The organism is Pseudomonas frederiksbergensis (assembly GCF_900105495.1).
GTDB lineage: Bacteria > Pseudomonadota > Gammaproteobacteria > Pseudomonadales > Pseudomonadaceae > Aquipseudomonas > Aquipseudomonas frederiksbergensis.
Window position 1 is genome coordinate 3,601,834 of sequence record NZ_FNTF01000002.1, and the last position, 25,982, is coordinate 3,627,815.

The window sequence follows — 25,982 nt, forward strand, 5'->3', positions numbered from 1 at the left end:
CAGCGTGGAGTATTTAAGGTGGTCGAAAAGTAATGCAAGATTTTCAGCAGTCTCTGCTATTTTCTATGATGCTATCGATTTCATTTGGGCCGATTGCCTTAATTGTATTGAGGCAATCAGTTTTGTTTGGGCGAATGAGTGCAGTGCCAAGTGCGTTAGGTGCCGCTATCGCCGATGTTTTATATGCCGCAGTTGCATTGATGAGTGCCACACTTGTGAGTGTTTTTGTGTTTCAACTTCAAGGTCTGTTGATTATTGCATCTATAGTTTATCTGTTTTACTTGGGTGTAAAAATATTCATGTCTGCGGGTGCTGACATATCGGTTTCGCAACAGGCTGGATTTATTTCCGTTTTTGCTTTGACGATTACTAATCCACTGACCATCGTGGCAATTACTTCTTACGTTTTTGCCAATCACTCGGGTGGCGCAGCGGTCAATATTCCTGCCTTTCTTTCAGGCTTTTTTATCGGTAGCTTTACTTGTCAAATGGTGTATGTGTTAGGAGGGGGTGCTGTAAGTAATACATTGTCTGGTCGGGTGAATTTTAAAATACTAAGCTGGCTGAGTGGCTTTTATCTGATTGCATTCTCTATATGGAAATTGCACCATCTTATTAGTGGAGAAATGATGGCGTAGGTGACAGATCTATTTGAATAAATAGATCTGTCACTTTTTTCTTTCAGAAGTTTTATCGACATTCTTAGTGATCATGATCGGTAGATGCTTGCCGCGATCGCCTGAAACTCCACCGTCATTGCCCGTAATGATCAAGTATAAGAACCCGCATCAACGCGGGTTTTTATTGGGGTTGAAATGATCACTGACCTTTTGGCGTATCAAACCCACGCTGCTCAATCACCCGAAACACATCGCTCACATCCTGGACCATGATCCGGGCGATGTTGGTGACGGTGTTGATGTCGTTCTCGGCATAGTCCGGCAGGCTGGTGCAGGCCATGAGGTGCAGGTATTTGAGGACGGCGCTGAGGCGTTCGCTGACGCAGTTGTGGAGTTCTTGGAGTGGGGCGTCGCTGTCGATGAGCAGAACGGGGTAGTCGGTGGCGAATTGGGACATAGGGGTGAAGCGGTGGGGCGGGTTTTGGGTTTTCATGGTGTAAATCCTCACAAAAGAAGAATTGCCACCTTTCTGCTGCGAAACAAATGGGTGGCAGCTGTGTGCGGGTTCGCAGACCGGGGGATTTACACCAGTTCCGGCAGACCCGTAAGTCTCCCGCACACAACCGCCATAAAACACGATGCAGTCGAAGTCGGCTGCATCATGCCTGACAGTGCTTTGGTGTCAATCTCGAGGGCTGCGAAACCCTATCGCTAACTGCGGTCAGCGACAGGTCGAATATAGGCGGCCATTTTGCTGCTCACAACCGGGCTGTAGGACGGTTTGGCGTTTGTTTTGACAAGGCTGAATACCACTGTTTTCGGGCTTGTCGCGGTGATTCGGGTCGTGTGGAGGCCCTTGGGAAATGGGAGGCAGGTTTTAGGGCCGCTTCGCGACCCAACGGGGATAAATCCCCTCGCCACAAAGGGTGAATTCCTACGCGAATTTCGGATGTCAGGTTTATGAAATCGGGTGGCCAGGAACAACAAAGCCCCGAATCTTCGGGGCTTTGTTGTTTGCGATTGCGCCGTTCAAAAAATCCTTACCGCACAGCATGCAACGTTATTGCCTGGCCTGCGGTGAATGCGGGTTCTGATCGGTGTGTTTCGGTCCGGCCAGTGCCCACGCTATCAGCCCGAACAGCGGTACGAACACGATTACCACCATCCATACGAGTTTGTTGCTGGATTTGCCTTCGGCTTTGCGCACTTTGTTGATTGCCCATAGCTCGATGAGCAAAAGAATTGCTGTGAGTACGATCCAGATGGTTTCGGTTTGCATTGGTCACCCTCCTGATAGTCATTCAGTTAGGCGAACGGGTGTGGGCAGGGTTCATTAAATTTTGGGGTTTTGTGGCGAGGACGGGTGAAGCGAAAACGGGTTTGCTCGCTAAAGGTGTGACAGTCGACATGAGTGTTGAATGTCATGACCTCTTCGCGAGCAGGCTCGCTCCCACAGGGGATTGGGTTCCAATTACAGACTGGTGGCGAGTTTTCCGGTTGAGAGGCGGCGTTTGTAGGCGGTGTCGCGGTTGGCTAGCCAGTAGTAGAGCGGGGAGGTGATGAGTAGGCCTACCAGCCAGGACAAGTCAGCGCCGTTGATGTGTTCGGAGATGGGGCCGACGTACAGCGGCGTGTTCATGAACGGGATCTGCACCACGATGCCAATCGCGTAGGCCAACAGTGCCTGCGGGTTGTACCGGCCATAAATCCCGCCGTCGACTTTGAAGATCGAGCCGATGTCGTACTGACCTTTGTGAATCGCGTAGAAGTCGATCAGGTTGATCGCGGTCCACGGCACCAGTACCACGAGCAACACCAGCACCATGTCGACGAAGTGGCCGATGAAGTTGGCGGAGGCGCCGACGGCGGCGAAGCAGCAGGCGGCGAGGACGATGATGGAGAGGACGGCGCGGCTTTTGGCGGTGGGGATCCAGCGGTAGGCGAAGGTTTGCACCAGGGTGATCAGCGACAGCACGGCGCCGTAGAGATTGAGGGCGTTGTGGCTGATGACGCTGAGCAGGAACAGCACGAGCATCAGTGGGCCGATGGAGCCGGTGGCGAGTTTGACGGCCTCCATGGTGTCCATGCCGACGGGTGTGGCGAGGACGGCGACGGCGCCGAAGATGAACGAGAGGCTGGAGCCGAGCACGGTGCCGAGGTAAGTGGTCCAGAACGTTGCGGCCACGGGCACATTGGCGGGCAGGTAGCGCGAGTAGTCGGAGACGTAGGGCGCGAAGGCTATTTGCCAGAGCGCAGCGAGCGAAACGGTGGCGAGCCAACCGGAGATGTTGAAGCTGCCGCGGGTGAGGAAGTCGGTGGTCTGCACGTGGGTGAAGATGTAGCCGAAGCCCAGCACGATTCCGGCGCCGAGCACCCAGGTGCCGATGCGGTTGAGCACGTGAATGAAGCGGTAGCCGATGATGCCGATGATGCCCGAACCGAGGGCGCCGATGACGATGCCCACCGGCACTGGCACGCTGTCGACCACGCCGTGCAGGGATTTACCGGCGAGGACGATGTTGGAGGCGAAGAAGCCGATGTACATGATGCCGGCGATCAGCACCACCAGCAGCGCGCCGAGGGAGCCGAACTGGGCCCTGCTCTGGATCATTTGTGGGATGCCCATCTGCGGGCCTTGCGCCGAGTGCAGCGCCATCAGCACGCCGCCGACCAGGTGGCCGACGAGGATGGCGACGATGCCCCACACCAGGTTCAGGTGGAACATTTGCACGCCGAGGGCGCCGGTGACGATGGGTAATGGGGCGATGTTGCCGCCGAACCAGAGGGTGAACAGGTCGCGGGTTTTGCCGTGGCGATCTTCGGGTGGCACGTAGCCGATGGTGTGTTTTTCGATGAGCGGGGCGGAGGTTGTTGCTGCGGTAACCATGACGGACTCCAAGGCAATTTGAGTACGTGGACGTACTTCGGTGAGCGCCGCGCGGAGGCGACGCTTTTCTTGTTGGAGTTGATGATGTGCGGTGGTGAGTGAGAGATAAATTAGTAAGTTTGTGGGTATAGACGCTAAAAAATGTATGTCGGGTGGTCGCCGAAAACCTGTGGGGTACAGGGGATTGGATCGTCGAAACACCGCGCAACGTGTAGCAGCTGGCGAAGCCTGCGTTCGGCTGCGAAGCAGTCGTAAACCCTGCGCACGCGGTTTTCCTGATGCACCGAGTCGTCAGATTTTGCGACTGCTTCGCAGCCGAACGCAGGCTTCGCCAGCTGCTACAGGAACCTGTTGCGGACGCGTTTTTGTGGGGGCGAGTTAGCTGATTGATTGCAGCATTCGCTGGAGCATGGTGTCGCAGGCGGTGAGTTGTTCGAGGCTGACGAATTCGTCGGGTTTGTGGCCTTGGTCCATGCTGCCGGGGCCGCACACTACTGTGGGAATGCCTGCGGCGTCGAACAGGCCGCCCTCGGTTCCGAAGGCTACGGTGCCGAACTCTCGGGAGCCGCAGAAAGTCGCAATCAACTCAGCCGCTTCACTCTGCGCATCGGTCGCCAACCCGGGATACGCGGACAACTCGCTAAATCGAATTTCACTCTGTTCACTCACCGCCCGCATGCGCGGCAAGACTTGCTGTTCGGCATAAGCTTTGAGCTCCTGCGCAACGTCGCTCGGATCATGCGAGGGTAGGGCGCGGATTTCGAAGTCGAAGCGGCAATCGGCGGGGACGATGTTCAGGGCCTTGCCGCCGCAAATCACCCCGGTTTGCACGGTGCTGAACGGCGGATCGAAACGGGCGTCGTGATGCTCGGGGGCTTTGAGCCGGTTGCCGATCCGCCCCAGTTCACCGATCAGTTCGGCGGCGTATTCAATCGCATTGACCCCAAGCGGTGCGTACGCCGAATGGCACGCTTGACCGTGAATGTCGCAGCGCATCGCCAGTTTGCCTTTATGGCCCAACACCGGTTTGAGCTCGGTCGGTTCGCCAATGATGCAGAGCATCGGTTTGACCGGACGCTTTTCCAATTCCGACAGCAACGAACGCACACCCAGGCAGCCGACTTCTTCATCGTAGGACAGCGCGATGTGTACCGGCAGCCGCAGCGTGGCGTTCACCAGCGGCGGGACCAGCGCAAGTACGCAGGCGATGTAGCCTTTCATGTCCGCGGTGCCGCGACCGTACAGTTTGCCGTCGCGCTCGGTGAGTTCGAACGGAGCAACGGTCCACGGCTGGCCGTCGACGGGCACCACGTCGGTGTGCCCCGACAGCACGATGCCCGGCCGATCCGCCGGGCCAATGGTTGCGAACAGATTGGCCTTGCTGCGCTGCTCGTTGTAGACCAGTTCGCAAGGCACGTCGAAGCGCTCGAGGTAGTCGCGGACAAACTCGATGAGCTGCAGGTTTGATTCGCGGCTGGTGGTGTCAAACGCCACCAATGTTTTCAGCAAATCGCGGCTGTTGCTCATCGGTCGTCTCCGGCAACGCCGTAGCCGGGGGATTTGTCGGGGGCGAGGGCGCGGTCGATGTAGTCCTGGACCTGGGGGCGATAGGCGTCCCAGAGTTTCTCAAGCTGGCCGATCGGGTCGTGATCCGCCCAATCCACCCGCAGGTTGATAATAGGCCAGGTCAATTCGCCGACCACCACCACCGCCGCCGAATGCACCGGCCCGGCTTCGCCACCCGCGGCGATGGCCGCTTTCATGGCCGCGAGCAGACGGTCGGTCAGTTGGCCTTCGCCATGCTCGAATGCCTCGACCATGGCCTCGATCACTGCACGGTCCGCCAGCATGTTGCCGGCCGCGACGCATTGATCACCGGATACGGCGTTGTGGTTGCCCAGGGTTTGCGAACCGCTGAAATGCGCGGTGCGGCCGAGGTGGTCAATCGCCGTGATCTGGCGATATTGGCTGTAGCCGTTGCGGGTCAGGACTTTGTCCAGTGCCTCGGCCGGTGCAAGGCCCTGTTCCATCAGGGCGAGGACTTCCGGGCCGAGTGACGGCAAGGTGATGTTTTGTGTGGAGACGGCGCCGACGCCCGGCAGCAGCCAAGGGCAACGGGCGCCGACGGCGATGCTCGAGGAACTGATCGCAATGCCGAACTGACCGGTTTCGGGGCAACGTGCTGCGATGGAGAAGGTCATGGGGTTGTTCCTTGTATTGCCTTGGCGAAGTGGGTGTCTGGGCGGACGCCTTCGCGGGCAAGCCCGCTCCCACAGGGATCTTCAGTGGCCACAGATTTGTGTACGACGACTAACCTGTGGGAGCTGGCTTGCCTGCGATGGCCGCGACTCGGTCTACTCGGGAATCACCGCAATCACATCAATCTCCATCAACCACTGCGGCTGCCCCAGTGCGGAGACCACCAACCCGGTCGAAATCGGAAACACGCCCTTCAGCCACTTGCCCACTTCCTGATAAACCGGCTCGCGATACCGCGGATCGATCAGGTAAGTGGTGGTTTTAACGATATGGCTAAGGTCGCTACCAGCCTCTTCCAGCAACTGTTTGACGTTGCGCATGGCTTGCTCGGTTTGCGCTCGCGGGTCACCGAGGCCCACCAGGTTGCCTTCGAAATCAGTCCCGACCTGACCGCGAACATACACAGTGTTGCCGGCCCGGACGGCCTGGCACAGGTCATTGTCCAGGCTCTGGTTCGGGTAGGTTTCCTTGGTGTTGAACATGCGAATACGGGTATGAGTTGGCGTGGACATTTGAAGCTCCTAAAGAAAAATGGCTCAAGCGCTGACGGTTGCTTTTTGGGCGGCCGGGACGGTTTCAGCCTCGCGTTGCGCGGCGTCGTGGTAGTCGAGGTAGGAACGCTGGATGGCGATGTGATCCGCCACGTACTTGGCGTCGTGCCAAACGCCCCAGATGAACGAAGACCCGCGGCGGGACTGCCACGGCAGGCCGAGGAAATACACGCCCGGCTCGCTCGAGACGCCGCGCTGATGCGCTGGCTTGCCGTTGTCGTCGAAGGCATCAACCTTGAGCCAGCTGTAATCCGTGGCAAAACCGGTGGCCCAGATGATCGAGGTCACGCCGGCCTGGGCCAGGTCGAGTTCAAGAATCGGGTTGGTCACGCATTCCGGATCGGAAAAGGTCATGCGCGCTTCAGGTTCTTCCGGCAAGTCCAGGCCGTTGCGCTCGATGTAGGCGTCAGCCGCGTTGAGCAGCGCCAGATAGTTCTCATCGCCGCGCGCCAGGTTCTCGGCAAGGTTCGGTTGAAAAGTCGCTACGCCGCCGTTGAACGATTGGGTCAAACCCACCAGCGTCATGCCGCGATGGGCCAGCCCACGGAAGTCCACCGTGCGGCCGCCGTGTGCGCCGCTGACCGCGATGGTGACGTGTTCCCGGCCAGGTTTCATGGCGGCCTGATCCCATTCGCCCAGCACACCCAGCCACCAGCAGAAATCACGGTTGCGATAGGCGCGAGGAGGGCGGTCGTGGGCACCGACCGAGAGGTACACCTTCTTGCCGGCACGCTGCAGTTCATCGGCGATTTGCACGCCCGACGAACCGGCGCCGACGACCAGCACTGCACCCTCGGGCAGTTGCGCCGGGTTGCGGTATTCGGCCGAGTGGATTTGGGTGAATGGCTGATCTTTCGGCGCAATCGGCGGGATGACCGGACGCTGGAAAGGCCCGGTGGCAGCCACCACGCGGTTGGCCTCGATCACGCCTTCAGAGGTTTCTATGGTGAAGCCCGGGCGACCGACATTGCGCTCAACCTTCAGCACGTCCACGCCGGTGCGGATCGGGGCGTTGAATTTTTTGGCGTAGGCTTCGAAATAGTCGGCGACCCGCTCTTTCGGGGCGAAGTCGTCGGGGCTGAGGTCGTCGAAATCGAGACCGGGAAAACGGTCGTGCCAGGCCGGACCGTTGGCCACCAGCGAATCCCAGCGTCCGGTGCGCCAGCGTTCGGCGATACGGTTGCGCTCCAGTACCAAATGCGGCACGCCGAGTTTGCTCAAGTGTTCACTCATGGCCACGCCAGCCTGACCGGCGCCAACAATCAGCGTATCTGTTTTTATTTTTTCAGTGGTCATCTCTATACCCTTCGAAGTTGGATTTAGGTCGGTAACGGCCTGCCATTTCTTGGGGTCAAGACTAGGGATCACCCTGGTATCGGTAAAATATTATTAAGCTGGCATTTGAGTATAAATAACTGATGCAGAACGGCATCGAGTCCGGACACGGGGAATGGCGCTCAGAGAAATCTCCTTGAAAACAAGGTGCAAGCGCAAAAGATCAGTCGTTGTGGATAGGTCGCGTTGTGATAGATCAAGTCTGAACTAAGCTGTTCGATGTGCTTGCCGATGGCGGGTCTTGACCGCCCCGGCACGGCTGAAAACCAGGATCACGCTGACACGGCCGCCGTGGCGAGGATGAGCGCATGCAAAGCACTGGAGAGCAAAAGCGGGCCCGTGTTCTTGATCCGGTTGACCGTGTCACGGAGGTCATTTTCGGCCTGCTCATGGCAATGACGTTCACTGGGACGATCAGCGTGGCCACATCTGGTCAGGAGGAGGAACGGACGATGATGATCGCCGCGCTGGGTTGCAACCTCGCCTGGGGGTTGGCAGACGCGGTGATGTATTTGCTGCGAACCCTGATCGAGCGCACGCGTAACCGTACGCTTCGCACCAATCTGCGTGATGCGACGGATGCCGCCGCCGGGCAAGCGCTCATTGCCGAGGCGTTACCCCCGCGTCTTGCCGCAGCGGCCGGCCCTGATGAGCTGGAATCGTTGCGCCGCCGCCTGGTCGAGTATTCATCCATGCCAGTACAACCGAACCTAGGTTGGGATGATTTCAAGGGCGCTTTCGGCGTTTTCCTGTTGGTGGTGTTCTCGACATTCCCGCTAGTCGTGCCGTTTCTGTTGCTCGACCAGACAGCGCTCGCTGTGCGCATGTCTAACCTGGTCGGACTTGTGGTGCTGTTCATCGCCGGCTGGATGCTCTCGACGTATGCCGGCGCAAAACCGTGGCAAGGCGGACTCGCGATGGCCGTCACCGGCGCTGTACTGATTACTGCGATCATCGCCCTCGGCGGATGAGCAGATGGCAAACCCTAGGCTGTTTATTGGTGAGGTCTCGAACATGGCAAAAGACAAGAAAAAAGCCCCCAAGAGTAAAGCTGCTGAAACCGCGAAACTTAAAAGCAAGGATTATCTTGAGCAACTGCGTGGCCTGCATGTCGAGTTGGTCAAGTTACAGGAGTGGGTAAAAGCCAAGGGCGTCAAGATCTGCATCGTCTTCGAGGGGCGCGATGGCGCTGGCAAGGGCGGAACGATCAAGGCGATCACCGAACGCGTCAGCCCGCGTGTCTTTCGGGTCGTGGCGCTGACGGCGCCGAGTGATCGAGAGAAAAGCCAGATGTACGTCCAGCGTTACCTGCCATACCTTCCCGCGGCCGGCGAAGTGGTGATCTTCGATCGCAGTTGGTACAACCGGGCGGGCGTCGAGCGGGTGATGGGGTTCTGCACCAAAGAGCAGGTGGCCAGTTTCCTGAAGACAACGCCTTTGGTGGAGCGGGCAATCGTCGACTCGGGGGTGATCCTGCTCAAATACTGGCTGGAAGTCAGCGAAGATGAGCAGACCCGCCGGCTTCAGGAGCGCATCAAGGATGGGCGCAAAATCTGGAAGTTGACCCCCATGGATCTCAAGTCATACAGCCGCTGGTATGACTATTCGCGCGCGCGTGACGACATGTTCCAGGCAACCGACACCAATCATGCCCCGTGGCTGGTGGCTAACTCCAACGACAAACGGCGAGCGCGTCTTAACATCATCTCCGATTTGCTCAGCCGCATCCCGTACAAGGAAGTCCCACGCGAGGAGGTGGTGTTGCCCAAGCGGCAGAAACCAGCTGGCTATAAAGAGCCGGATTATCCGCACCGGCGAGTACCCGAAAAATTCTGACGGGCACGTTCAAGCGGATCTGCGCGGTACACCTATAGGCCATAGCTTTATGAGCGATTCGGATGCTTCGTCTCCCGTCCCGGAACCGGGCCGGATTGCACACCGCAATACCAGCGGGCAATCCGGCTGGAGCCGCTGGCTTCCCGGGCTTCGCACGTTGCGCGAGTACCAGATTGCCTGGTTGCGTCACGACATCATGGCCGGGCTGGTGCTCACCACGATGTTGGTGCCCGTCGGCATCGCCTATGCCGTGGCTTCGGGCGTACCCGGCATCTATGGCCTCTATGCGACCATCGTTCCGCTACTCGCTTATGCATTGTTCGGGCCTAGCCGGATTCTGGTGCTGGGTCCGGATTCTTCACTGGCCGCGGTAATCCTGGCTGTCGTCCTGCCCCTGTCGGGCGGTGATCCGCATCGCGCCGTCGCACTTGCAAGCATGATGGCGATCGTTTCAGGCGTCGTCTGTATCCTGGCGGGCATCATGCGTTTGGGCTTCATTACCGAGTTGCTTTCCAAGCCGATCCGCTACGGGTACATGAACGGCATCGCGCTGACCGTATTGATCAGCCAACTGCCCAAGTTTTTCGGTTTTTCGATTGAGTCCGATGGCCCGCTGAGAAACATATGGGCAATCTTCAACGCGGTGATTGAAGGAAAGACCAACTGGGCTGCGTTCACGATCGGCGCCGCTACCTTGATCGTGATCCTGCTGCTCAAGGGCTTCAAGCGCGTACCGGGCATCCTGATCGCCGTGGCGGGCGCCACCATCGCCGTCGGTGTGCTGGACCTTGCCGAGCGTGCGGGTGTGTCGGTCCTCGGTGTTCTGCCACAAGGGTTACCTGCGTTCGCCATCCCCTGGATTACCCGCGCCGATATTGTCCCCGTGCTCATCGGCGGGTGCGCCGTTGCCTTGGTGTCGTTCGCCGACACCAGCGTGCTCTCGCGTGTCTATGCGGCACGGACCCGCACCTATGTCGATCCGAACCAGGAAATGGCGGGGCTCGGTTTTGCCAATCTGGCGGCTGGGTTTTTCCAGGGCTTTGCGATCAGCAGCAGTTCCTCACGGACCCCCGTGGCCGAAGCCGCTGGCGCCAAAACCCAGTTGACCGGGGTGGTCGGCGCGTTGGCCGTTGCCCTGCTGTTGATGGTGGCGCCCAACCTGTTGCAGAACTTGCCCACCAGCGCACTGGCAGCGGTCGTGATCGCGTCGGCCATCGGCCTGATTGAAGTCGCTGACCTGCGACGTATTTATCGCATCCAGCGCTGGGAATTCTGGCTCTCGATCGTTTGCACCGTCGGGGTGGCCGTGTTCGGTGCGATCGAGGGCATCGGGCTGGCCATCGTGATCGCTGTGATCGAATTTCTGTGGGATGGCTGGCGGCCGTATTCCGCGGTACTGGGGCGAGTCGATGGCGTCAAGGGCTACCACGACATCCAGCGCTATCCCGACGCGCACCTTATCCCCGGCCTGGTGCTGTTTCGCTGGGATGCGCCGTTGTTCTTCGCCAATGCCGAACTGTTCAATGACCGAGTGCTTGATGCGGTGGCAGCATCGCCTACGCCCGTGCGCTGGTTGGTGGTGGCGGCAGAACCCGTCACCAGTGTGGACGTGACCTCCGCCGACATGCTGGCTGAATTGGACGACACCTTGCACGCGGCGGGCATCAAGTTGTGCGTGGCCGAGATGAAAGACCCGGTCAAGGACAAGCTGAAGCGATTCGGGCTGTTCGCGCGGCTTGGCGAAACGGCGTTCTTTCCAACCATCGGCAATGCCGTCGACAGCTACCTGATGATCCATCCAGCGGAGGGCGCGCGCTGAGTCGCATCGGCGCCGAGTCGTTTGGGGTTTCCTGCCTTCAAGGTGCGCGAAGAGACAATCCGTACCAGAATGAGCGAACCCATTCCTCTTCTGGAGAACCAGGATGATCAGCAAAAACACGATTTGTCTGTGGTACGACGGCACCGCGCTGGAGGCTGCGACGTTCTACGCCAAAACCTTCCCGGACAGCGAGGTGGGAACTATTCTTCGCGCACCCGGTGACTATCCGGCAGGCAAGCAGGGCGATGTCCTGACGGTTGAGTTCACGGTGATGGGCATTCCTTGTCTCGGGCTGAACGGGGGCTCGGGGGTCAAGCACAACGAGGCTTTTTCATTCCAGGTGGCGACCGACGACCAAGCCGAAACGGACCGCTTGTGGAACGCGATTGTCGGAAACGGCGGCCAGGAAAACGTATGCGGCTGGTGCCAGGACAAGTGGGGATTGTCATGGCAGATCACCCCACGGGTTCTGAGCGCTGCGATAGCCAATCCTGATCAAGCCGCGGCCAAACGCGCGTTCGACGCCATGATGGAGATGGGAAAGATCGACATCGCTGCGATTGAAGCGGCTGTTAAGGGTTAACCGACCCTGCTTGGGGGGCTACTGGGTTTTCCAGTGCCCTCCACCCGACTCGCAATCAATTTTTGCCTGACCCAAGTGTTCAGCGCCGTAGTAATACGTAGTGACCTTGGCATTGTTCGGAATAATCAGCGATGTGCTGCTCTTGTCCTTGCTGGTGGAGTGAGGATTGGCCAGTGACTCTTGCGTCAACGTGGCGACGCAAGTGGCCTGAGAATGATCGGCGCACTGTTCGACTTTTTTCTTGGTGCTGGTCAGCATTTCTTTGCTCTCGTTGCTGCATGACCAATCGATCGCGTTCACCGGCATGTTTTCGTACTCATAACAGCTATGCGTTTCGACCACCGGCACCGAAGGGCTTTGAGAGCGGGTCAGCACATCACAGCCTTCAGCCATGACCAGGGTCGGGCTCAGGCTGGCAAGCAGAAGCAGCAGTCTACTGTTCATCGCGATTTCCTCTCCAATGGGGCGCCTTGTTTGAACAAAATCAGCGCTGATACGGTTTTGAAAACGCGATGAAGCGCGGGGTTCCATTGGTTTTCGGATCCGCTGTGGGAGGGGGCGCAAAAAGCGCAGGCCCGATGGTATGCTCGCCGCGCCACGCGCTGGCAATCCAGGGAACACTCTTTAAGGAAGGGATGGCGGATGATCGATTTCAACAACAAAGGCTTTTTCAAACTCAAGCAAAACAACGAGTACGCGGAGCGAGTCACCGCGCTGCTGCTGGACGGTGAACAGGTCATTGATGCCTATAAATCCATGCGCGATGGCGTGGTGTTTACCAACAAGCGAATCATCGCGGTGAACGTCCAAGGCATCACCGGCAGCAAAAAAGACTTCACTTCGTTGCCCTACAAAAACATCGTCGCTTATTCCGTGGAAACCTCGGGCACCTTCGACCTGGATTCCGAGCTGGAAATCTATTTCTCGGCGCTGGGCAGAGTGAAGTTTGAATTCACCGGCAGGACGTCGATGGTCGAGATTTCCAAACTTATCTCACAGCATTTGTTGGGCTGAGCCCCGATTTTCACGGTTATTACGGCGAGCTCCAATGCGAACGCCGATTACCCAGGGAGAGCGACATGAGCCAGACACTGGAACGCGCCATTGCCATCGCCGCCACCGCGCACGAGGGCCAGGTCGACAAGGGCGGAAGTCCTTACATCCTGCATCCGCTGAAAGTCATGTTGCGGGTCAACACGCTGGAAGAACGCATCGTCGCGGTGCTGCATGACGTGGTCGAAGACTGCGGCCTCAGCCTTGATGACCTGCGCAAGGAAGGCTTCAGCGAAGCCGTTCTGACCGCCATCGAGTCCGTCACTAAAGTGCCGGGCGAGTCCTATGAAACCTTCGTCGAACGCGCGGCGCAGAACCCGATAGGCCGGGTGGTGAAACTGGCGGACCTGGAAGAGAACAGCGACTTGTCGCGGATCGCGCAGCCGTCGTGGGAAGACCTGGAACGCGTTGAAAAATATCGGCGGGCGATTGGCGTGTTGCGCTCGTAACAAGCCAAACAAATAGATCAATAACACCCCGCACTGGTAGCAGCTGGCGAAGCCTGCGTTCGGCTGCGAAGCAGTCGTAAACCTGAGTGCAAGTTTTGTCTGAAACACCGCATCGTCTGATTTCACGACTGCTTCGCAGCCGAACGCAGGCTTCGCCAGCTGCTACATAGTGCGAGTTGCATTACTGCGCAATATCATCAGTGCGCGGGGAAAGAGCCCCGAAGCCATGTCGATGAGCGTAGACCGTTTGACCGTCTCTGGATCGCCCTCTCCCTGGCAGGAGAGGGCGAGCGCCAGCCTCAGGTGTGATGAATGTCCCGATCCTTGGTTTCCGGCAGGAAGAACGTGCCAAGAATGGCCGTCATTACGGCGATGACAATCGGGTACCACAGCCCGTAGTAGATATCACCGGTGGCCGCGACCATGGCGAACGCCACCGTGGGCAGAAATCCGCCGAACCATCCGTTGCCGATGTGGTAGGGCAGCGACATCGAGGTGTAGCGGATGCGCGCCGGGAACAGTTCCACCAGCCAGGCGGCGATCGGGCCGTAGACCATCGTCACGTAGATTACGAGGATGGTCAGGAGCAGCAGCACCATCGGGTAATTGGTCTTGGCCGGGTCGGCCTTCTCGGGGTAGCCGGCATCCTTGAGCGCGGTACCGAGGGTGGCGGCGAAGGCGTCGTTCTTGGCTTTGAAGTCGGCGGCCGGCATGCCGGTGCCCTCGAAGCTCTGGATCACTTTGCCGCCGATGCGGACCTGCGCGACGGTGCCCGGTTCAGCCTTCTCGTTCTGGTAGGGAATGGCCCTTTTCGCCAGCACGGTCTTGGCCAGGTCGCAGGAGCTGGTGAATTTGGCCTTGCCCACCGGGTCGAACTGGAACGAGCACTGGCCGGGATCGGCGACCACCGTGACCGGGTTCTTCTCCTGTGCGACGAACACGTCGGGGTTACCGTATTGGGTCAACGCATTGAAGATCGGGAAGTAGGTCACTGCCGCCAGGATGCAGCCGGCCATGATGATCCCCTTGCGGCCGATGCGGTCGGACAGGCTGCCGAATATGACGAAAAACGGCGTACCGATCAGCAAAGAGCCGGCAATCAGCAGGTTGGCGGTCTGCGCTTCGATCTTCAGCGTTTGCAGCAGGAAGAACAGCGCGTAGAACTGCCCGGTGTACCAGACGACGGCCTGGCCGGCAGTGCCGCCGAGCAGGGCCATGATCACGATCTTGAGGTTTTCCCAGCGGGCGAAGGATTCGGTCAGCGGCGCCTTGGACGACTTGCCTTCTTCCTTCATCTTCAAGAACACCGGTGACTCGCTGAGTTGCAGGCGGATGTACACCGAAATGATCAGCAGCAGGATCGACAGCAGGAAGGGAATCCGCCAGCCCCAAGCCTCGAACGCTTCGGTGCCGAGAATGGTTCGGCAGGCGAGGATCACCAGTAGCGAGAGGAACAGGCCGAGGGTCGCGGTGGTCTGGATCCACGAGGTGAAGTAGCCGCGTTTGCCTTTCGGCGCATGCTCGGCCACGTAGGTCGCTGCGCCGCCGTATTCACCGCCCAAGGCCAGGCCTTGCAGCAGGCGCAGGGTGATCAGGATGATCGGTGCCGCCACGCCGATGGTCGCGTAGCCCGGCAAAAAGCCCACGACGGCGGTGGAAATACCCATGATCACGATGGTGATGAGAAAGGTGTGTTTGCGTCCGATCATGTCCCCCAGTCGGCCGAACACGATGGCGCCGAATGGGCGTACCGCGAAGCCCGCGGCGAACGCGAGCAGCGCGAAGATGAAGGAAGTTGTCTCATTGACGCCGGCGAAGAAGTGCTTGGCAATGATCGCCGCGAGAGACCCATAAAGGTAGAAGTCGTACCACTCGAACACGGTGCCCAGGGACGAGGCAAAAATGACCTTGCGCTCCTCCTTGGTGATCCCGTGGTGGGGCGTGCTGCCCGTGGAAGTGTTGTCGATTGCGGCCATGAGTCTTCTCCGTCGTTTTTGTTATAGGCCGGAGTACCTCGTTACCTTATTGCCGCACCCAGGCCCCGGGGCTGAAGTCGTCGGATTACGGATTGCGCGAAGCATGCACACAGGCTGACGGCCTCGCATCGCTGCAAGGTTTACTGAAGCATAATCGGCTTCTCGCAGATATCCACTCGCCATCAAGTTCATCCCAAGACCGATTCCCCGCGTGAGCCGCATCGCGATCCGGCGCATCAGTGGTTGCGGGCTCTGCAAACCAGCCCTGTAGGAGCAAAGCTTGCTCGCGATGCTGTTGGCGTTCCCGACGGCCCCATCGCGGGCAGCCATGCTCCTACAAATGATGTGCGCGTTACTTAATGTGGGAGGGTCTTGATCACGTACCCATAGGCTCGAATGCGATCGCCTTCCTGTTTCAGGTACACGCCTTGCAACTCCGGTGTGAAGCCAGGAAGTGAGTTGATGCCTTCTTCCAGCGCCAGGAAGTACTTGAGCACCGCGCCGCCCCATATTTCCCCGGGCACCACGCAGAGCACGCCGGGTGGATAGGGAAGGGCACCTTCGGCAGCGATGCGACCCTGCGCGTCAGCCAGCGCCACCAGTTCGACGTTGCCACGGATGAATTCGAACTGCGCTGCTTGCGGGTTCATCGCCTTTTTCGGGAAGTGTTCCTTGCGGAACATTGCCTTCTGCAAATGCTGCACGTCGTGGGTGCGGTAGAGGTCGTGCATTTCCTGGCAGAGTTGACGAATGGTGTAGTTGCGATAGCGCTCCTGATGCTGTGCATAGATAGCCGGCAATACCCGGCTCATCGGCGCGTCATCACTGATGAAACGTTCAAAGCGCGCAATCTGCGAGGCGAGATGCGTCATTTTTGCCCAGTCTTCGGCCGGGGTGAGCAGGAACAGAATCGAGTTCAGGTCGCACTTTTCCGGAACGATGCCATTCTCGCGCAAGAAGTTGGCGAGAATGCCGGCATGGATGCCGAAGTCGGTGTAACTGCCATCGACCGGGTCGATGCCGGGCGTGGTGAACAACAACTTGCACGGGTCGATGAAGTATTGCTTGTCGGCGTAACCGCTGAAGGCGTGCCAGCGATCCTTCGGATGGAACTCGAAAAACCGGATGTCGTTGGCGATGTCTTCGGTCGGATGGTCCTGCCAGGGGCGACCGTCAATGGTGTCCGGCACGAAGGGGCGAACCAGGGTGCACGCTTCCAGGATCAACTTGCGCGCGTCGATGCCGAACTTCACACAGTCTTCCCACAGGCGCAGGCCGCTGCGGCCGGAATGGATGCGCGCGTTCACATCCAGTGAGGCGAACAGCGGGTAGAACGGGCTGGTGGAGGCTTGGGCCATGAAGGCGTTGTTCAGCTGCGCATGGCTGCAATAACGGGCCTGGCCCTTGATGTGCCGATCTTTCTTGTGGATCTGCGAGGCCTGGGAAAACCCCGCCTGCTGTTTGTGCACCGATTGCGTGACAAAGATGCCGGGATCGTTTTCATGCAGGTCCAGCAGCAGCGGCGAGCAGTCCTTCATCATCGGGATGAACTGTTCGTAGCCCACCCTCGCCGAGTCAAACAGGATGTAGTCGCACAGTTTGCCGATGCGATCGACGACTTGCCGGGCGTTGTAGACGGTGCCGTCATAAGTGCCCAGCTGAATGATCGCCAGGCGAAACGGCCGTGGCAGTCGGGCCTTGTCCGGTGCGACTTCGCTGATGAGTTCGCGCAGGTAGCCTTCTTCGAAGCAATGGGCGTCGATCCCGCCGATGAACCCATAAGGATTGCGTGCGGTTTCCAGGTAAACCGGGGTAGCCCCAGCCTGGATCAATGCACCCTGGTGATTGGATTTGTGGTTGTTGCGGTCGAACAGAACCAGATCGCCAGGCGTGAGCAGCGCGTTGGTGACCACCTTGTTGGAGGCCGAGGTGCCGTTGAGCACGAAGTAGGTCTTGTCGGCGTTGAACACTTTCGCGGCGTGTTTTTGCGCCAGCAGCGCCGGGCCTTCGTGGATCAGCAAATCGCCGAGTTTGACGTCGGCGTTGCACATGTCGGCGCGAAACAGGGTTTCGCCGAAGAAGTCGAAGAACTGCCGGCCAGCCGGGTGTTTGCGGAAAAACTGACCGCCCTGGTGACCCGGGCAGGCGAAGGTCGCGTTGGCTGACTCGGTGTAGTGCTTGAGGGCGTCGAAGAACGGCGGCAGCAGACTGTCTTCATAGGCTTTTGCCGCGGTCTCCAATTGGTTGCCATGGTATTCGGCGTTGTTGCGCGAGGGGTCAAAAATGCCATTCACCTGAAGCAGTACATCTTGCAGGTGCTGGTAGACGTCCCGGGCGCGGTTGCCGGAACCGGGGGAGGCAACGAGGAAAATGGGGATGTCGAAACCGGTTCGCTGCAAGGTGTCCAGGGCGCCCGCCATCACATCCTCGACAGAGAACACCGCAACCGCGATATCGGTGTAGTCGGTTTGATTGAGCGGAATGACTTCTCGGGAGGTCTGGAAACACTCGAACGAGGAATCACTGGCGGCAATTTTCAGGGCTGCTTTCATGCGGGGGAAATCTCCTGGCGGACAGTCACTTGTCGGCTTTTTTCAAGAGATCAATTTAGCGAGGCAGCCTTCAATGGTCCCTGATCCACATCATGTGGACACGGGTTATCGAGCATGGGCTACGGCTTTTTTAACGGTTTTTACCAAGGACCGCCGACAGACGTTCGACCACTTCTGCTTCGACAACCCCTTCCTCAACGCCTTCATGAAAGACCGCGCAGCTCGCCGCGTTTTCGCCATCCATGCAGCGATAGACCGCCACTACGCTGCCCGGACCGGTGCCGGTGTGTCCGCTCAACATCAGATCGCCCCTGACCAGACCCTGCATCAGGCGGAGGCCGTAGCCTGGGGAAGTCCATGGGCGACCGGGAATCGGGCCGCCGAGGACGCGTGCCGATTGCATCGCTTGCAGCAGTGGGTTTGGCAGAAGACGCCCGGCCAGCAAACCGTCCAGGCAACGGGCGGCATCCTCAAGCGGGCCAACCAGCAAGCCGTGATAGACCCAGCCAGGGTCGTAAGCTGGCGCGCTCCCCATGTTCACGCCCTGCAGATCGGCGCGCGTTCTGGCGAGGCGTACGCGGGTCAAGCGGAGGGGGGCGAACACTCGTTCCGTGAGCGCATCATCAAGCGTGCGCCCCGTCATGCGCTCAATCAGTCGCACGACGAACAGATAGCCGACGTTCGAATAACGCCAACCGTCCCCCGGTGCGTAGCGCAACCGGCTGGCATCGAGGCGTTGCAGCATGTCATCGGCTGACCACGGCGCCTCGTGGCGGGCCACGGCGTTGTGGTAGTCAGCGAGCTCGCCATAATCCGCCAGCCCGGCCTCGTGCCGCAGCAGTTGGCGCAGCGTGAAGCGGCCTTCAGCAACGACGTCGTCAAGTTCGATCAACCCGTCACGCACCAGTGACAACGCCGCGGCGGCGAGAACGGTTTTGGTAAAACTCCACCAGGGCACTGTTGTATCCAGCCTTTCAGGCGTGACGAGAGCACCGTTCGATACAAGGGAGCACAGCATGTGTTGACTCTGGATGGAGGAGGAGGCGAATTGCCCTTGGTTTCCGCCGATCAGGCGTGACCCAACGCAATCGCGAACGAGACCACGATCATGCAGGCGAAGACAAAATTTAGATTCATGAAGTTTTCATCCAAAACACATGTGATGGCGCCATCTTGAATAGGTCACAAAGAAATAAAAAATTCGGCTTTATGATTTGTATCATCGAAACAATTGATGTCCGGCTGGTTTGTGTTTACCCCGTGATTTGGCTAGTCTCGCACAAACACGCAATTACGCGCAAAAGCGGGCAAAAACATGCACGATTCACACACGGCCGCCGAACTCCCTCAGTTGCGCCGGCAAAAAATCCTGTTGATTCTCGAACGTGACGGCAAGGTCATGGCGGGCGAGCTGAGCCAGCATTTCGCGGTGTCCGAAGACACCATTCGGCGTGACCTGGCGGAACTGGCGACCGCCGGGCTGGTGCAGCGGGTGCATGGCGGGGCGTTGCCGCGGCCCAAGGACACCGGCAAGGATTATTTCACCCGCGTCAGTGAAACCGACGAGGTGAAAACTCACCTGGCACAACTCGCCGCACGCCAGGTACACAACGGCCAGATTGTGATTTTCGATTCGGGTAGCACGACACTGCAGATCGCCCGATCACTACCGTCGGACATTGCCATTACGGCTATTACCGCCTCGCCGATGATCGCGATCACCTTGGCCGAATACAAAGGCATTACGGTGATTCTGGCCGGCGGACAACTCAACCCCGCGACCATGTCGGCCAGCGGGCATGAAACCCTGCGGCTGATCGAGGGCATCAAGGCTGATCTGCTGTTCACGGGCGTCTGTGCGATTCACCCGGAAGTCGGCATCAGCTCCCTGCATTTCGATGAGGTGCCTGTCAAACAGGCGATGCTCGCCAGCGCCTCCTATGTCGTTGCTGTCACCACCGCCGACAAACTGGGGGCGGTGGAGCCGTTCGTGGTCGCGCCATGCCAGCGCATTCATACCCTGATCACCGAACGCCACGTGGCGTCGGGTAATGTCGAGGACTATCGGAAACTCGGGATTGAGGTGGTGCAGGTGGAGGCGTGAGTTCAGCCGCCCGTCATGTTCATGAAGCGAACCACCTGGACATCGTCGTTCACTTCGAAATTGTGTCGATAGGGCTTGAGTTTTATCGCCTCGATGATGGCCTTTTCCAGGCGCTCGGGATGTCCGGGATGGCTGCGCAACACGGCCTTGAGATCGACGGCGTGTTCATTGCCCAGACACAGCAGCAGACGGCCTTCCACCGTCAACCGAACCCGATTGCAGGTGCCACAAAAGTTGTGGCTGTGGGGGGAAATGAACCCCAGGCGAATCTGCGGTGCCTCCGCCAGGCGCCAGTAGCGCGACGGGCCTTGGGTCGACTCGGCGGACTCGATCAACGTGTAGCGCTCGGCGATCCGCTCACGGACCTGGCTGCTTGCGTAAAACGACTCGGCGCGGCTGTGTTCATGAATGGTGCCCAGCGGCATTTCTTCGATGAAAGAAATGTCGAGATGTCGGTCGATGGCAAAGCTCACCAGATCGTTGATCTCATGGTCGTTACGGCCCTTCATCACCACGCAATTGAGTTTGGTGTGGCGAAATCCCGCGGCGTTGGCCGCGTCGATGCCGCTGATGACCTGCGCCAGATCGCCGGTGCGCGTCAGCTCACGAAAGCGTTGCGGGTCCAGGCTGTCGAGGCTGATGTTGAGCCGTTTGACCCCGGCCTCGAACAAGGGCGTTGCGAGCTTGCCCAGCTGCGAACCGTTGGTGGTCATGCACAGTTCACGCAGGCCGGGCAGGGCGGCGATCTTTTCGCACAGTTGCACCACGCCTGGACGGATCAGCGGTTCGCCGCCCGTGAGGCGGATCTTGCGGGTGCCCAACGCCACGAAGCTTTCGGCCAGTTGATAGATTTCTTCCAGGGTCAGTACCCGTTGTCGGGGCAGAAACTGCATGTCTTCGGCCATGCAATACACGCAACGGAAATCGCAGCGGTCGGTGACAGACATCCGCAGATAGTCCACTCGCCTGGAAAACCCATCGATCAAGACTCGCTCTGACATGAACCCTTCGCCTGCATCCGTGAAATGAGTATTCCGCTAGCCCCGGAATTGTTGTGCGCAGACTAAGAGCAACTGTAGAGGGCGTCCAATCACTATTAGTGACCGGCTGATCGACAGGGTCGATGAAGGATTTGATTGCAAAAAAAACCGGAGCCCCATGACAGGGCTCCGGTTTTTTTCTATCGGGCGTTCCGAACTTATTGCGCCCCGAACATCGCCGTCCAGTAAATCCCCGGATCACTCTTCGGATCAACCGCATAGGCCGCGCCCAACTCCCGGTACTGCGGGTTCATCAGGTTGGCGCAGTGACCGGCGCTGGACACCCAGCCCTCGACCACCTTGCGCACTGTGTCCTGGCCGGCAGCGATGTTCTCGCCGACCTGCCCGCCGCTGTAACCGGCCAATTCAGCCCGGTCACCCGGCATGCGGCCATCGCGGTCCTTGTGATCGAAGTAATTGTTGTTGGCCATTGACCGGGCATGCTCCTCGGCCGCCGTCGCCAGCGTGGCGTTCCAGGTCAGTGGCGTGGCGGCGGCAAAGGATTGCGTGCCGCACTGGCGCGGCTGGCTGCGTACGATGTTGAGCTCGGCCAGTAGTTTTTGGCCTTCCGCCTGCCAGTCGCCCAGGCGAGCGCTCAACAGTGGGCGCGCCAGCACGATGCGCCACTCGCGGTCCTGATGGCTGACGCCGACATCGACGAATTGCGGGTCCAGCACGATCTGGCAAAAACTCTCCTGAATGGCTTTCATCGCCGATGGCGCATCACGCGGCCCGGACAGGCTGATCGCCTGCACATTCTTCATCGGATAACCCGCGCTGGCCATTGCCTGCTGCAGATTGCCGACGCTGTTGGCGTTCAGCGCCAGCCGTGGGTCGCCGGCCAGCGGTGGCAGTTCCTGCGAGACCTGACCTGCGCAGCGCTGCACCTGGCTGCGGTAGAGATTGATCGAATCAATCAGTTGTTTCTCGTCGACCGCCAACGCATTCACGGCGAATAACATCCCCAGTGACAACGTGGCAAGACGCATAGCAGATGATTTGAAACGCATGGAAATCCCCTTGGGCTGACTGCGCTCATGATGCGCGATTTCCGCCCCGCGAGCGCAATGACTTTCACGCCCGAAGACAGTTTTTTTGTTCGTCTGTTGGAATCGATTCTGACAACTACAATCAAGCAAAGTCGCCAGTTCGGCGTGCTTGCGGTTCCGTCCGAAGGGTCGATCATGCGAGTTGTCTGGATAGCCACCTGCTTGGCAATAACCCTTTTCACCGGCCAGGCCATCTCGTCTGAGCAGGATCAAAAAAAGGATATGGCTGAGGATAAGGCCGAAGTTCTTGAGCAAAAAGCGGCGGAGAAGGGCAGCGATGTACCAGTGCCCAAGTCCCAAGCCATCACCACTTCCGAAGTTCAGGCAGTCGATCCCGCGGGTGCGTCGCCGCTGGACGATGCAATCACCTGTATGGCCCGCTCCATCTATTGGGAAGCCAAAGGCAAATCGACCACCGACATGGAAGCCGTGGCCAGTGTCGTCATGAACCGCCTGGGCCATGAGGGCTTTCCGGACACGGTATGCGCCGTGGTCAAGCAGGGTTCTGAAACCAGAAATTGTCAGTTTTCGTGGTGGTGCGATGGACGCTCGGATCAGGTCGAGGAAGAGTCCCAATACACGATTGCCAAGGAAATCGCGCGCAAGGCGCTAAACAAGCAACTGAACGACCGAACCCACGGCGCAATGTATTTTCACGACAGGAATGTGAAACCCGCTTGGGCCAGGAAATACATCAAGACCACCGAGACCTCGATGTTTCTTTTTTATAAACCGCGTGCCGGGGCGGCGAAGTAGGGATGTTCGCCTGAGCGAGGTCTTCGCCATTCTTAGGCGTATATTGATAGTGTCGATCCCGATAGTTGAGGCGATGGTAAATCGTCGGTGGTGTGACAGGCGAGAGCGCTGGGGGAGCTAGATATCCCGGAACGTTTGGAGGTGTTACATGAGCCAGTATCAACGACTCTTTCTGATAGCCGGTCCAGGCATGCGTCACACTCCGGCATTGGAGCGAGCTGTCGCCATAGCCCAGGCCACTGGCGCAGCGCTGCACATCACGGTGTTTATCGAAGAGTCCCACCTGTTGGGTTTGAAGAGCGCGGGTGCACGTTTTCGTGAGGCCTGTCAGCAAGAAAACGAAAAATGGTTGCAGGATGAGGCCGATCTGATACGCGCGCGCGGGGTCGTGGTGAGTACCGAAGTGCTTGTTACGCGGACTGCGCTGCAAGAAATACTTCGACATGTGGCAGAAATGCAGCCGGATCTGGTGATCAAGGACGTGCAACACGAATCAGCACTCAAGCGCGTTTTCATTACGCCTCTGGATTGGCACCTGTTGCGCGAATGTCCGGTGGCGGTGCATTTGGTCAGTGAAATCAGGTGCCCACTTCCGCGGGTGGTCGTGGCGGCAGTCGATCCCTCACAACCTGAGACTCAGATCACGGGCATCAACGAGCGCATCATCCAGGCAGCGAACGGATTGTCCATGCAATGCAGCGCGGAACTGCATTTGCTGCATGCCTACGATCTGTCGCTGACCCATATATCCGACGCAGGCGCTGGTGCCGTGACGATGCCAGGTTTCAGCAATGAAGTGCGCAAGTCACTGCAAAAGTCATTTAGCGCATTGGCCGACCACTACGGCGTGCCCACTGAGCGCCAACACTTCGTTGAAGGGCCACCTGGCAAAGCCCTGGCCGACTTTGCAGCCCATCACCGGGCCGATGTGATCGTCATGGGAAATGCGCATCGCAAGGGACTGGGCAAATGGGTGGGCAGTACGACAGAGCATGTTCTGTACCAGGTGCCCTGCAACATTTTTGCCGTTAGCGGGTCTGCGAATCAGTGAGTGGCCATGTCAGCCACTTCTCTACCGGGAATGGCAAGACACTCAAAAACGCCAGGTCATGTTCCCGGTCACGGCTTGAATCCAGGCACTGTCGAATTGACCGGAAATGCGATGGCCCGAAACGTTTTTGGTCTGGTCCACCGGCATGTCGCCAATCCAGATCATGGCCCAGCTGACATTGACGTCGGTGTACGTGTTCAGCGCATAGGTGGCTCCTGTTGCAAGGCGCCAGGATTCAGCCATTGGCACGGTCACGGTGCGATTATGGTCGGACACGGCGCTGCTGTCGTAAGCCACGCCGACGTTCCACAGCCATTGCGGCGTGGCCTGGTATTGCGCGCCGAGCGACAGGTGCCAGGTGTCCTTGAAGTGCGCGTCGACCGTGGTTGACTGAGCACCGAGGGCCGTGGTGTCCACCTGCACGGCGATGTCGCCAAACTCCGACCAGTCCTGCCAGTTCACCGAAGCCAGCAAGGCCCACTGTCGGTCGAGTTGCTGGAACAGGCTCAGGGTGACCGTCTGTGGAACGGTCATGTCGAGCTGGGTGTTCAGGCCGTCGAGGCGATCCAGCGCCGGGCCGTTGCCTTTGACATCCAGCCCGTCTTCGAAATCCAGGTCGACCTTGCTGGTGTAGGTCAGGCCAATGCGAGTGCCGGTTTGCGGGGCGTAAATCAACCCGACGTTGGCGCCGAACCCCCAATCTTTATCCTTGTATTTGAACTGGCCGTCCCCGCGGTCGGTAAAGCCGAACGGCGAACGGTCAATCGCGGTCTGGGCCTGGAGCATGCCGTACATGGCTTTTACGCCGAGCCCCACCGACCATTGCTCGTTAAAGCGGTAAGCCACGCTGGGCACTAATGACAAACCACCCAGGCTGGCGTTCTGCGCGAAGTAGCGCCCGGACCACTCGTTGTCGTAGTTGACCGCCAGGCCGAAGTCGGCGTACTGGCCGAAGCCGACGCTCCAGTGGTCGTCCAGTTCATGGCTGATGAAAAAGCTGCCGCCGGTAATCGGATCGAGGGCATTGCCACTGCCGCTGCCAGGCACATTGGTGTCGGCATCGCGATCGAAGCTCAGGTCGCCATACAGCACCTGCAAGCCACCGGTAATCTGCGTGCCTGGCAGGTAGCTCAGTCCCGCCGGGTTGCTGGCAATAGTCGAAGGACCCTGGGCCCGGGCGGCGGCACCGGCATTGGCCAGGCCAACGTTATCGGTGCCGATTTCGTAGAGCATGATACCGCCGGCCCAGGCTTGCTGACTGCACAGGGCCAATAACGTGAAGGCGGGCATTGCACCTGATCTGGTTTGCATGGATTAGATCCCGGCAAGTGTGCATTTTCGAAATAAGGGTAATAGCCATCATCGAGAAACATTGAACCAGCATGGTTCGATCACTCATAAGTGGTAGTTCATATTCTCGATATTGGAAGGGGCAAGATACGAATAAAGTTGCCAGCGCTGCCCGTTTATTGAGAACAGTTATGAGCTATACCCAATATTCCCCCATGCACTTCTTCCACTTTTGGAGGTTGTTTATGAATACCCGCATCGTCCCGTTCGCGCTACTCATGGCAAGTCTGTTCGGTTGCAGTACCGCTTCAAACCACTCAATGAATTTGCCTCTGGCTGCCACCCACGCCAATGTGGGTCACACTGGCAACGCCATATTGACCGCCGAAGGCAATCAAACCAATTTTGACTTCTATATCACGGGTGTTCCGACCGGAACCATGCTGCCCCCGCGCATTTACACGTTCATCAACAAAGGCAGTTGCCAGCAACCCGGGCCTGTCGCATATGCAATGAACGATAAGGTCAATACAAAAAATGAGGCCGGTTCCAAGGGTTGGAGCTTTTACCGTAATGCGCCTGTCGCAACATCAGAGTTGCTTGCCGGAAAGTATTCCATCGTCGTACGGACATCACCCGAAGATGGCAGCGTCGATATCTTTTGCGGCGATGTCGCGCAGGCAAAGCGCTGAAAATGATGCGATGAACAACTGAACATGTTGCCGTTCGGACAGCTGCTCTGTGAGAAGGAGCTGACACTAACGCCGTGGCT

The 25,982-nt window shown here is 58.6% G+C and carries 25 protein-coding genes; 11 read left to right on the forward strand and 14 right to left on the reverse strand.

The annotated features are described in order from the left end of the window. Positions 1-32 precede the first annotated feature (32 nt). The gene (locus BLW70_RS17120; protein WP_074875853.1) at positions 33-638 is read left to right on the forward strand and encodes a LysE family translocator; all 606 of its coding nucleotides are present in this window, start codon (positions 33-35) and stop codon (positions 636-638) included. Positions 639-819: 181 nt separating this feature from the next. Here BLW70_RS17120 and BLW70_RS17125 read toward each other — a convergent pair whose 3' ends face one another. From BLW70_RS17125 to BLW70_RS17155, 7 genes are all read right to left on the reverse strand, one after another. Then, entirely contained in the window at positions 820-1,113 is a 294-nt protein-coding gene (locus tag BLW70_RS17125; protein WP_074875855.1) for a fructose-bisphosphate aldolase, read from the reverse strand. Between the two features lie 567 nt (positions 1,114-1,680). Then, positions 1,681-1,899 carry a PLD nuclease N-terminal domain-containing protein gene (locus tag BLW70_RS17130; RefSeq protein ID WP_074875857.1) on the reverse strand — a complete coding sequence of 73 codons (219 nt, stop codon included), beginning with the start codon at positions 1,897-1,899 and terminating at the stop codon, positions 1,681-1,683. A 192-nt stretch (positions 1,900-2,091) separates the two neighbouring features. Next, entirely contained in the window at positions 2,092-3,507 is a 1,416-nt protein-coding gene (locus BLW70_RS17135) for a purine-cytosine permease family protein (protein ID WP_074875859.1), read from the reverse strand. Positions 3,508-3,885: 378 nt separating this feature from the next. Beyond that, a complete protein-coding gene (gene argE / locus BLW70_RS17140) occupies positions 3,886-5,034 on the reverse strand; it encodes an acetylornithine deacetylase (RefSeq protein ID WP_074875861.1) in 1,149 nt (382 codons plus the stop codon). Then, positions 5,031-5,708: a DUF1028 domain-containing protein gene (locus BLW70_RS17145; protein WP_074875863.1), complete on the reverse strand. Its 678-nt coding sequence runs from the start codon at positions 5,706-5,708 to the stop codon at positions 5,031-5,033. Before BLW70_RS17145 ends, argE begins: the two co-directional genes overlap by 4 nt. A gap of 153 nt (positions 5,709-5,861) precedes the next feature. Then, positions 5,862-6,278 carry a RidA family protein gene (locus BLW70_RS17150; protein ID WP_008027166.1) on the reverse strand — a complete coding sequence of 139 codons (417 nt, stop codon included), beginning with the start codon at positions 6,276-6,278 and terminating at the stop codon, positions 5,862-5,864. Positions 6,279-6,302: 24 nt separating this feature from the next. Next, positions 6,303-7,613 (reverse strand): flavin-containing monooxygenase, encoded by a 1,311-nt coding sequence (locus tag BLW70_RS17155; protein WP_074875865.1) that lies wholly within the window; start codon positions 7,611-7,613, stop codon positions 6,303-6,305. Positions 7,614-7,960: 347 nt separating this feature from the next. Between BLW70_RS17155 and BLW70_RS17160 the strand changes: the two genes are divergently transcribed. The 4 genes from BLW70_RS17160 to BLW70_RS17175 all read left to right on the forward strand — a co-directional run bounded on the left by BLW70_RS17160 (position 7,961) and on the right by BLW70_RS17175 (position 11,890). Beyond that, positions 7,961-8,623 carry a VIT1/CCC1 transporter family protein gene (locus tag BLW70_RS17160; RefSeq protein ID WP_074875866.1) on the forward strand — a complete coding sequence of 221 codons (663 nt, stop codon included), beginning with the start codon at positions 7,961-7,963 and terminating at the stop codon, positions 8,621-8,623. A gap of 43 nt (positions 8,624-8,666) precedes the next feature. Beyond that, the gene (gene ppk2, locus BLW70_RS17165) at positions 8,667-9,488 is read left to right on the forward strand and encodes a polyphosphate kinase 2 (RefSeq protein WP_074875868.1); all 822 of its coding nucleotides are present in this window, start codon (positions 8,667-8,669) and stop codon (positions 9,486-9,488) included. 49 nt (positions 9,489-9,537) lie between these two features. Beyond that, positions 9,538-11,307 (forward strand): SulP family inorganic anion transporter, encoded by a 1,770-nt coding sequence (locus tag BLW70_RS17170; protein ID WP_074875870.1) that lies wholly within the window; start codon positions 9,538-9,540, stop codon positions 11,305-11,307. A gap of 103 nt (positions 11,308-11,410) precedes the next feature. Continuing rightward, positions 11,411-11,890 (forward strand): VOC family protein, encoded by a 480-nt coding sequence (locus BLW70_RS17175; protein ID WP_074875872.1) that lies wholly within the window; start codon positions 11,411-11,413, stop codon positions 11,888-11,890. An 18-nt stretch (positions 11,891-11,908) separates the two neighbouring features. Here BLW70_RS17175 and BLW70_RS17180 read toward each other — a convergent pair whose 3' ends face one another. Next, a complete protein-coding gene (locus BLW70_RS17180; RefSeq protein ID WP_074875874.1) occupies positions 11,909-12,334 on the reverse strand; it encodes a hypothetical protein in 426 nt (141 codons plus the stop codon). A 198-nt stretch (positions 12,335-12,532) separates the two neighbouring features. Between BLW70_RS17180 and BLW70_RS17185 the strand changes: the two genes are divergently transcribed. Next, positions 12,533-12,904, forward strand: coding sequence for a PH domain-containing protein (locus tag BLW70_RS17185; protein WP_046049313.1), 372 nt, complete (start codon positions 12,533-12,535; stop codon positions 12,902-12,904). A 65-nt stretch (positions 12,905-12,969) separates the two neighbouring features. Beyond that, a complete protein-coding gene (locus tag BLW70_RS17190) occupies positions 12,970-13,392 on the forward strand; it encodes an HD domain-containing protein (protein WP_074875876.1) in 423 nt (140 codons plus the stop codon). A 299-nt stretch (positions 13,393-13,691) separates the two neighbouring features. On the opposite strand, the gene BLW70_RS17195 is transcribed toward BLW70_RS17190, so the two are convergent. The 3 genes from BLW70_RS17195 to BLW70_RS17205 form a co-directional block, all read right to left on the reverse strand. Continuing rightward, positions 13,692-15,368 carry an MFS transporter gene (locus BLW70_RS17195; RefSeq protein WP_074875878.1) on the reverse strand — a complete coding sequence of 559 codons (1,677 nt, stop codon included), beginning with the start codon at positions 15,366-15,368 and terminating at the stop codon, positions 13,692-13,694. A gap of 356 nt (positions 15,369-15,724) precedes the next feature. Then, positions 15,725-17,920 (reverse strand): ornithine decarboxylase, encoded by a 2,196-nt coding sequence (locus BLW70_RS17200; RefSeq protein ID WP_074875880.1) that lies wholly within the window; start codon positions 17,918-17,920, stop codon positions 15,725-15,727. Positions 17,921-18,050: 130 nt separating this feature from the next. Continuing rightward, positions 18,051-18,938 (reverse strand): serine hydrolase domain-containing protein, encoded by an 888-nt coding sequence (locus BLW70_RS17205; protein ID WP_074875883.1) that lies wholly within the window; start codon positions 18,936-18,938, stop codon positions 18,051-18,053. Positions 18,939-19,235: 297 nt separating this feature from the next. Between BLW70_RS17205 and BLW70_RS17210 the strand changes: the two genes are divergently transcribed. Beyond that, positions 19,236-20,024, forward strand: a complete 789-nt coding sequence (locus tag BLW70_RS17210) for a DeoR/GlpR family DNA-binding transcription regulator (protein WP_074875884.1) — start codon at positions 19,236-19,238, stop codon at positions 20,022-20,024. 2 nt (positions 20,025-20,026) lie between these two features. On the opposite strand, the gene moaA is transcribed toward BLW70_RS17210, so the two are convergent. Further along, entirely contained in the window at positions 20,027-21,025 is a 999-nt protein-coding gene (gene moaA / locus BLW70_RS17215) for a GTP 3',8-cyclase MoaA (RefSeq protein WP_074875887.1), read from the reverse strand. A gap of 197 nt (positions 21,026-21,222) precedes the next feature. Next, positions 21,223-22,074: a CAP domain-containing protein gene (locus tag BLW70_RS17220; RefSeq protein ID WP_074875889.1), complete on the reverse strand. Its 852-nt coding sequence runs from the start codon at positions 22,072-22,074 to the stop codon at positions 21,223-21,225. Between the two features lie 174 nt (positions 22,075-22,248). Here BLW70_RS17220 and BLW70_RS17225 point away from each other — a divergent pair, with 174 nt between their 5' ends. Both BLW70_RS17225 and BLW70_RS17230 read left to right on the forward strand, forming a co-directional pair. Continuing rightward, complete coding sequence (locus tag BLW70_RS17225) at positions 22,249-22,869, forward strand: cell wall hydrolase (protein WP_074880628.1); 621 nt, start codon at positions 22,249-22,251, stop codon at positions 22,867-22,869. Positions 22,870-23,017: 148 nt separating this feature from the next. Continuing rightward, positions 23,018-23,920 carry a universal stress protein gene (locus BLW70_RS17230; RefSeq protein WP_074875890.1) on the forward strand — a complete coding sequence of 301 codons (903 nt, stop codon included), beginning with the start codon at positions 23,018-23,020 and terminating at the stop codon, positions 23,918-23,920. Between the two features lie 42 nt (positions 23,921-23,962). On the opposite strand, the gene BLW70_RS17235 is transcribed toward BLW70_RS17230, so the two are convergent. Further along, complete coding sequence (locus BLW70_RS17235; RefSeq protein WP_074875892.1) at positions 23,963-25,231, reverse strand: OmpP1/FadL family transporter; 1,269 nt, start codon at positions 25,229-25,231, stop codon at positions 23,963-23,965. Positions 25,232-25,455: 224 nt separating this feature from the next. On the opposite strand from BLW70_RS17235, the gene BLW70_RS17240 reads away from it, so the two are divergent. Then, a complete protein-coding gene (locus tag BLW70_RS17240) occupies positions 25,456-25,902 on the forward strand; it encodes a hypothetical protein (protein WP_074880632.1) in 447 nt (148 codons plus the stop codon). Positions 25,903-25,982 lie beyond the last annotated feature (80 nt).